This window comes from Streptomyces sp. NPDC054849 (genome assembly GCF_053610945.1).
On sequence record NZ_JBSGZI010000095.1, the window covers coordinates 24,122 to 31,948 of the forward strand.

Sequence of the window (7,827 nt, forward strand, 5' to 3'; positions counted from 1 at the left end):
GCGGCCCGTGCGGCGGCCCGCGGCGTCGCACGTGCTGGCGAAGGTCCGGCCGTCGATGCTCTCGCCTACGACCCGGCCGACCGCGTCGTAGTGCGGATATGTGTCATTCGACCTCGCCGGGTGTCAGGTGCCGCCGCGTCTGCCGGACCGGCTCGGAAAGCGGCACGCCGAGGAGGCCGCCGGGACGATCGCCCACCAGGGGCCGAGCCTGATGAGCTGGACGAGCCCTATCGTCGTGGGTCCGCCAGTCAGCATCACAGCGAGCGCCAGAGCGTCGGAGACCGGGTTGGGGATGGTGACGACGGGGATGAGCCGACTGAACGCCACCGGGTGCTTCAACTCGTGCGCCGTAGTGACAGCGCCGCCGAAGAGCAGTGCCGCCGAGAACCACATGCCGGTCATCCAGTTGGCGACCGCACTGCGGTTCCTCATGGCGCAGCATGCCGTAGAGCGCGTCGCGCCACTGTGGACGCATCTCGCGCCACGCGATGCTGGAGACAGTGATCCAGCTGAGCAGGAGCACCAGCCAGGGGATCTGCATGGTCACCCAGCGGGCGGCAGGACGCAGGCGCCGCAGGGCGGCCAGGGTGGCCTCGTAGGCGACAGCTGCGACGACGGCCGCGATGAGCGCCGTGCGCCGGCCGATGAAGTCCTCGCCGAGGAACGTAGGGCCTCCTGTGGTGCCGGAGACGACCGGCTTCGAGGGCATCGACCGCGACCACGTCACACCTTCCCGAGCGCGGTGCCGGGCGCCGTTCTCCAACCGCGGTGCTTGTCGAGCTGGCTGGGGGTGATCTCGGCGGCGAACTCGGCCAGCGAGCCGGGCCAGCTCTACGGCCGAGCCGGATTCGAACTCCTCCGCGAGATGATCCTCCTCCCGTAACACTCCGCGACGTTCCCCAAGAGCTGCGCGAGAACCGGATGGTAGGAACCCCTGCTGCGGCCGGTATATAGCCAGTGCATGCAGGTGCCCAGCCGTGGCAGGATGGCCTCATGTTGATCCGAAAGGGCGATGCCGCGTAGGCGTCCCAAGGGCGTCCGTGCAGAGCGGTGGCGGCCACGATGGCAGTATCCGGTTCTGAGGGTCCCCGGTGTCTCCGCGCGGACTCGTGCAGCGATCCGCCGGGTCGAAGACCAGGAGATGTGGCCCAACGCCGTCGCCAAAGCACTCTCGTGTTTCGAGTGGGCTTTTAAGGAGCCCGGACGCTACCTGGACGCCTCCGCGTTTGATTCGCCCGGGGTGGGAGATGCCCGCGATGACCTGGAGTGGGCGATGCTATACCTTCCACCCAGAGCCAAACGGGACTTGGGCCGATTGATCACGCTTATCGATGAGGAATTCGAGCGCCGCACCTTGCCGGAGCCCAACTACAACGAGTGGGCAACGACGCGCTGGTGGTGGACCAGATCGCGTGAACGCTGACGGTCCCTGAGGTCGCTGCTCCTCCCTGCTGCGGGAGTCGTGATGGACTGGCCGATCTCTGAAGTGGCCCGGATATCGGGCGTGACCGCCCGGACCCTGCGCCACTACGACAAGACCGGCCTGCTGCCGCCGGCCTGGATCGCCGCCAACGGACACGGCTACCACGAGGAGCACCAGCTTCTGCTGCTGCAGCAGATCCTCGTCCTCCGGGCGTTGGGCGTTTTGGGCGTCGGACTGCCGGAGATCGGGCGGATCCTGTCCGAGCAGGTCGACGAGGTGGACGCACTGCGGTGCCACCACCGGCGGCTGCTCGCGGAGCGGGACCGGCTCGACGCCCTGGCCGGCACCGTCTCGCGCACGATCGCCGCACTGGAGCAGTTTAGGAAGGACGGCGCCCCCGTGGCCATCAACCGACCGGAGAACTTTTTCGAGGGCGTCCAGCCCTCCCAGTACGCGCAGAACATGTCCGACTTCCCGGAACTCGCCGAGGAGGTCGGACGGCGCGCTGCCGCGATGAGCCAGGCCGACGCGGATGCCGGGCACCGTGAGCGCACCGCGCAGATGATCCGGCTGGCCGAACTCATGGCCGGGGGTCACCGGGCCAACGCCGACCCCGTGCAGGCAGAGATCAACGCCCAATACCGGGCGTTGACCCGGCTGCGTGACGTCTCATCCGAGGAGTACCGGGCCATCGGGCGCTCCTGCGTGGACAACCACGCCTGGCGCACCGCCTACGAGGCGATCGCCCCGGGGCTGGCCAGGTATCAGCGCGACGCCATCGAGGCGTACGCCACCACCCGGCTGAACTGACACTCGGCGCCAGCGCCACCACGGGACCGCCCCCGCCGTGGCGGTTGCGCCGGGTGACTGCGGCCGCCGATGTTCGAGCCGAGGACACCTCTCCAGGGTCTCCCCGTTCTCGAGAACAACGACTCCGCTCACGGAAGGCCGCTCCCGACGAGCTGAATAATCGCTGCCGGAACCCCTGAACAAACCCAATGCCCCCCGGCGAACTCAATCGCCGTCGCCGCTGATCCCGACCCCAAGACGTGACATGCCAAGGTGATGAGCGGGGCGGTTGCCCCATGGGACCGCCCCCGCTCGACCCGGGGCGCAGGTCACGCACACACCTGACGCCGTCAGGCCGTGCGGGCGCGGAGGCGGCGCAGCATGCGTGGGTCCTCGAAACCGACTGAGCGGGCGGCGGCGTCGATCGTGGCGCCGTGGCTGATGAAGTGTTGGGCGCGTTCGAGGCGGAGGGTCTGCTGGTAGCGCAGTGGGGTGAGCCCGGTGGCGCGGCTGAAGAGGCGGGTGAGGGTGCGTTCGCTGACGCCGACGGCCGAGGCCAGGGTGGGCAGGGGGAGTGGTTGGGCGAAGCGGGCGTCGATGAGGTCCTGGGCGCGGTGCACGGTGTCGTCGAGGTGGGACCGGTGCCGGAGCATCGCGCTGGACTGCTGTTCATGGCCGTTGCGGCGAGCGTAGACGACCATGTCCCGGGCCACTTGGGCGGCGACGGCCGGGCCGTGCCGGGTCGCGACCAGGTGCAGGGCCAGATCGATGCCGCTGGCGATGCCGGCCGAGGTGATCACCCGGTCGTCGGCGGTGAACAGGACGTCGCGGACGACCACCGCCCTGGGGTGGCGCAGGGCCAACTCGTCCTGCACGTCGTGGTGGGTGGTGCAGTGGCGGCCGTCGAGCAGGCCGGCCTGGCCGAGCGCCTCGGCTCCGGCGCAGACGCTGGCCACCGTCCCGCCCCTGGCGTGGTGGTCCCGCAGGACCTGGAGGGAGGCGGCGCCGATGGCGGGGCCGCCGGCCAGGGTGCCCGTCCGCCAGCCGGGCACCACGATCAGATCCTCTGGCCCGAGCTCGGGCCAGTCGAGCTCGGCCACCAGCGGCAGCCCCTGGGCGGTGGAGATCTGTGGCTGCTCGGCGATGTAGGCGAGCGTGTAGGGGTGCCCGAAGTCGGCGGCCGTGGAGAAGACCTGCGCGGGGCCGGCCAGGTCCAGCAAGTGGACTCCGGGCACCAGGAAGAAGACGATGTGGCTCACGATTCGGTCATCATGCATGAAGTCCTGCAGCGGCCTCCAGCTGGTCGATCGTCGAGACGGTGGCGAAGCGTCCCGCGAGGGCGTACTCGGTGCGCCTGATGACCTCTTCGGCAGGCAGTGTGCGGGGGTCGGCCAGCAGCTCGGCCACGCTCTGGTCTGCGGGAGCGTCGCGGTGGGGGATGGGATTGGTCGCGGTCGCGTCGATGACGAAGGTGACCTGGTAGCCGAGGTCGCTTGCGACGCGGGTGGTGGTCTCCACGCACTGCTCGGTGCGGATGCCGCAGACGGTGAGCTCGCGGATACCACGCTCGGTGAGGAGTTTCTGCAGGTTGGTGGTGGTGAAGGCGTTGTGCGAGGTCTTGTGGATCAGCGGCTCCCCATCCGCTCGCTCCAGCTCCTCCATCAGCCGGACATGGCCGAGGGCCGGGTCGAAGACATCGCCGGTGCCGGGCTCGGAGTGCAATACCCACACCACGAGGTCCCCGGCCTGGCGAGAAAGCCGGACCAGGCGGTTCACCTGGTCGGCGATCTTCAGGTCGGAGGTGGTTTCCCACAGCGGACGGGCGCGGAAGGACTCCTGGACATCAATGACGATCAGTGCTCGGGTCATGTCCTCAAGTCTGACCTGCGCGGGCAGGACGTCGACAGGGCGCATCGGGTCCGGCAGCGGACCGATCCGGTCATCAGCGGGTATCGCGGCGCAAGAGGCGCAAGGCCGCGTCCGCCCTACTCCGCCGGCCTACGCACTGGGCCGACCGAGTCAGCGGCGCGCCGCATGTTCTTGTGGTGGTCGCTTCCCGATCCGGCTGTCAGCGCCGTCTGTCACGCTTCCGTGCAACGGAAGACGGCAACGGGAAGAACGGGCTGAGCGCGATGGGTTTCGAGGGCCAGGTCTGGCGTCTGGCACGCCAGAAGGAGTTGGTAGGCGAGATCGTGGTAGAGGAGGCTGACTTCCCGTGGCTTCGTGGGCGCTTTATACCGGGGTCGGCGTTCCACGCCATCGAGCCGCTCTTCGCTCGGTCGCTCGCACTGTCCGAGGCAGAGGACTGGGATGCCTTCGACGAGGCATACGAAGAGATCTCAAAGACCTTGTCGCTGGCCGCGCCCTCGGGCCCGGTCGCCGAGTTCCTCCTGCATGTCCATGGCGACAAGGTCTGGTTCCGGTGGAGTGACGAGCCGTTTGACGACGAGCAGGGTCATCGCGTGACAGACGGTTCGGCTTCGTCCGCGGGCGACAGCGTCGAGCCCAGCCTTCCGGTGATGACCTGGGAGCGGTTCTGGCAGTTGATCGAAATCCTCGGTGGCGCGGCCGGGATCGAGACGTGCCAAGGTGTCGAGGATGCCTGTGCCCGGCTGGCCAAGGTTCTCGCGCGTGAGCCGGTGGCCCAGATCATCGGCTTCGGCGAGCGTCTCGCGGAGTCTCTCTACCGTCTGGACCAAGAGGCTTTCGGCACTCTCTCCGTCGTCGGGATGGAGCTCTCCGACGGCTCACCGTTTCCCCAGTCGGACGACGGATTTCTCTATGCACGCGCCGCCGTGGTTGCCACGGGGCGTCAGACATACGAGGGCGTCTTCGGCCACCCGGAACGATTTGCGCCGTTCACCGCGCGCCAGTGCGAGTCGCTGCTCTACGTGCACGAGGAAGCATTCGAACAAGCGACCGGGGCGGAGTGGGATCGCGATACCCGGTACAGCTATGAGTCGTGTTCCAACAAGGACGGCTGGCCCGACCTTCGCAGCTGAGCACTCGTGGCACCGCACCAGCCCTGCGGGCATCAGAACAAGCGGCTGTTGAAGGCTGCCGGCTGTGTCACCGAGACGGTGACCGGCCGCCGGGCTCACCGCCGGGCTCACCACTCTCTCTCGGCGCGAGCGTGCCGCCGGATCTCATGGAGCGGTGGCTCTGGTTCCAGCCGTCAGAGATCCTTCCTGCGGAAGCCGAGTTGGTGGCCGTTGCCCCCGTACCCGGTCGAACGGCCCCACCCGGGATGCGGCACGATGATCATATGGACGTGCAACGGGGAAGCATGCAAGAGGAATCGATCGCGGATCTCGCCCGGCGACTCGTCGCGGCGGGCACCGGCGGCTGGACGCCGGACGGGGTGAGGGCCTTGGCGGCGGAGCTCGGCTGGGCCTGGAACGACACGCCGGACGGTCCCGCCCTGATCACGGGTCGGTCCGCGGGCGACGCGCGCCTGCGCCCGGTCGGCAGGTTCGAGGAACGTTACGTCAGCGGCGAGTCGTACGTGGAACTCGCGGTCCCGGTGGCGACCGCCGCACCGGACGCCACGGCGCAGGCGGCCGCATTCCGCGCCGTCAAGGACGCAGTGACCGCGGCGCTGGGCAAACCGTCCATCATGGGTTCGCACGGCGACATGGGCCCCTTCTACGACAGCGGGCCGCTGTGGGGCGCGCCCTTCCTGCGCTGGCGCGGCAGGCCCGACACGCTGGAGCTGCGCGCCGGGAAGTCGGGGCCGGAGCTGGTCCTGCAGCCCACTGACCCGGCGGAGAACTGGTTCTGGCGTCAAGGTGTCGGTGAGGAGCACTCGATCAGCGGCTTCTTCGGCAGCAACCGTGCCCAGGCCAACGCCGGCCTCGGCTTCCCCGGCGGCTGGACCGCCCGGAGCTGGGAGACCGTCACCCGTTCGCTGGGCGACTTCCTGGGGGCGCTGCCCGCCGAGACCACTGCCCTCGGCATCAGCGTCGGCATGCCGTTCTACGGGCCCGGCAGCCTCGGCGGGCCCCTCCTTTTCGACGTGACGTGCGGCGAACGCCTGTCGATCGGCTGCTTCGCCCCGGACGACATCGATCCCGCCGCTCTCGGCTGGGGCACGGTCGCCCGGCACCCGGGCACGGCGTCGATCTGGAGCGACGACGACCCGGTGTGGCGCGTGGACGCGGGCGGCCCCGGCGAACCGAAGGGTCACGCGCTCGCGGAGATGCTCGTGGCGACGGCCAGGGCGGTGGGGGTGAGCGATCCGACCGATCTGGTCGTCGGCGGCGAGGCCGAGTACGTGGACGATTACCACGTCAGGTACTACGGGCTCGGCCTGCCGACCGGTTGACCGATTCCCCCGGGCGGCGAGGTCTCGCGAGGCGGAAGTCAGGCCTCGTGCACCAGCCGGCCGCCGACGTAGGTCCCCTCCACCCGGGCGTGGGCGATCTCCTCGGCCGGTCCGGCGATGGTGTCGCGGTCCAGGACGACTAGGTCGACCAGGTCGACCAGGTTGCCCGGGAGCAGGCTGCGTGGTCGTGGCCGTTCACAGCGCTGATGGGGAGGTCGGCGTCGGCGCGGGCCTGAAGTCCCGAGGCCACGCTCAGGCCAAATCCGGTCGAGGGTCGGCCAGGATACGACGGAAACCGGCAACCAGTGATCTCGAGTTGAACTTGCCGCAGGTGAGGTGCTGGGGCGGATCGGCGTCGGCTGCCCGACCAGGGACAGCGATCCCTAAGCGCAGCCGGAGGCCCGATCTTGTGTCGCCGTTCGCAGGGGACTTCTTCGCGTACCCGCTCAGATCGGTCAACGGCGCACTCGATAGCGCAGGTGAAGCACCCGGTTGCCCTGAATCACCACGTCAGGATCCTCCAACAGGTGCTGTGCGTGGACCGACCCGAAGTAGCGCTTGCCGGACCCGAACACGACGGGTACGACGTCCATGCGCACCTCGTCGATCAGGCCCGCGGCAAGCACCTGGCCACCGACGTCGCCAGCAGCGACCTCGACCATGCGGTCATCCGCAAGCTTCTGCGCCTTGGCCACGGCTGCCTCAACGCCGTCGACGAAGTGAAACGGCGCCGCGGGGTCCCAGCCATCGGGCATCGACCGGTGCGACACGACGACCACGTGGTCGATCCCGGCCGGAGGCTTCCCGTCCCAGCCGTCCGTCAGGTCGAAGACGTGGCGGCCGACGATCGTGACTCCGATCTGGTCCCAGTACGGCCGGATGTAGTCGTAGGACGTCTGCGACACCTTCAGCTCGCCGCTCTGGTCCAACGGGACGTCACCGCTGGACAACCAGTCGAACAGTGGTCCGGGCTGGTCATTCTCGTCCGCGACGAAGCCGTCCACCGACACCGAGCTGTACATGACCACCTTGCCCACGGGGCTCTCCTCTTCTTTGGGGTGCCCCAAATTAGCGTGTCGTGAGCTGTCGCTCTTGTAAGAAATCAATCGGCCGGCAGCGGCCAGCCGTTCAGCGCGTGACCGGGATGTTCGCACAGGAAACCGCCGTCGGAATTCGACGTACCGGGTCGGCGTGAGCCCGTTGAACGCCCGGAACTCGTGGCCGAAGTGGGCCTGGTCGAAGTAGCCTGCGCCAGAACTGACGCCCCACATACGGCCGCAGGGGCCGGACC

General features: G+C 68.9%; 7 protein-coding genes. 3 read left to right on the plus strand and 4 right to left on the minus strand.

Features of this window, described 5'->3' with window-relative positions; all coding sequences use genetic code 11:
* Positions 1-123: 123 nt before the first annotated feature.
* Positions 124-432 (minus strand): hypothetical protein, encoded by a 309-nt coding sequence (locus tag ACWGIF_RS30360; RefSeq protein ID WP_453502262.1) that lies wholly within the window; start codon positions 430-432, stop codon positions 124-126.
* A 1,033-nt stretch (positions 433-1,465) separates the two neighbouring features.
* Here ACWGIF_RS30360 and ACWGIF_RS30365 point away from each other — a divergent pair.
* Positions 1,466-2,233, plus strand: a complete 768-nt coding sequence (locus tag ACWGIF_RS30365; RefSeq protein WP_453502264.1) for a MerR family transcriptional regulator — start codon at positions 1,466-1,468, stop codon at positions 2,231-2,233.
* A 329-nt stretch (positions 2,234-2,562) separates the two neighbouring features.
* Here ACWGIF_RS30365 and ACWGIF_RS30370 read toward each other — a convergent pair whose 3' ends face one another.
* Together ACWGIF_RS30370 and ACWGIF_RS30375 are read right to left on the minus strand one after the other, a co-directional pair.
* Complete coding sequence (locus ACWGIF_RS30370) at positions 2,563-3,489, minus strand: GlxA family transcriptional regulator (RefSeq protein WP_453502266.1); 927 nt, start codon at positions 3,487-3,489, stop codon at positions 2,563-2,565.
* Entirely contained in the window at positions 3,482-4,081 is a 600-nt protein-coding gene (locus tag ACWGIF_RS30375; RefSeq protein ID WP_453502268.1) for an isochorismatase family protein, read from the minus strand. The genes ACWGIF_RS30370 and ACWGIF_RS30375 overlap by 8 nt, the downstream gene beginning before the upstream one ends.
* 176 nt (positions 4,082-4,257) lie before the next feature.
* Here ACWGIF_RS30375 and ACWGIF_RS30380 point away from each other — a divergent pair, with 176 nt between their 5' ends.
* A complete protein-coding gene (locus tag ACWGIF_RS30380; protein WP_453502270.1) occupies positions 4,258-5,214 on the plus strand; it encodes a DUF4240 domain-containing protein in 957 nt (318 codons plus the stop codon).
* Between the two features lie 284 nt (positions 5,215-5,498).
* Positions 5,499-6,536: a hypothetical protein gene (locus tag ACWGIF_RS30385; RefSeq protein WP_453502272.1), complete on the plus strand. Its 1,038-nt coding sequence runs from the start codon at positions 5,499-5,501 to the stop codon at positions 6,534-6,536.
* Positions 6,537-6,991: 455 nt separating this feature from the next.
* Here ACWGIF_RS30385 and ACWGIF_RS30390 read toward each other — a convergent pair whose 3' ends face one another.
* Positions 6,992-7,573: a dihydrofolate reductase family protein gene (locus ACWGIF_RS30390; protein ID WP_453502275.1), complete on the minus strand. Its 582-nt coding sequence runs from the start codon at positions 7,571-7,573 to the stop codon at positions 6,992-6,994.
* Positions 7,574-7,827 lie beyond the last annotated feature (254 nt).

Excerpts from the sequence above, each read along its gene's own strand:
- ACWGIF_RS30375 (WP_453502268.1), bottom strand. The coding sequence starts at position 4,081 with ATGACCCGAGCACTGATCGTCATTGATGTCCAGGAGTCCTTCCGCGCC.
- ACWGIF_RS30360 (WP_453502262.1), bottom strand. The coding sequence starts at position 432 with ATGAGGAACCGCAGTGCGGTCGCCAACTGGATGACCGGCATGTGGTTC.
- ACWGIF_RS30385 (WP_453502272.1), top strand. The coding sequence starts at position 5,499 with ATGCAAGAGGAATCGATCGCGGATCTCGCCCGGCGACTCGTCGCGGCG.
- ACWGIF_RS30365 (WP_453502264.1), top strand. The coding sequence starts at position 1,466 with ATGGACTGGCCGATCTCTGAAGTGGCCCGGATATCGGGCGTGACCGCC.
- ACWGIF_RS30370 (WP_453502266.1), bottom strand. The coding sequence starts at position 3,489 with ATGCATGATGACCGAATCGTGAGCCACATCGTCTTCTTCCTGGTGCCC.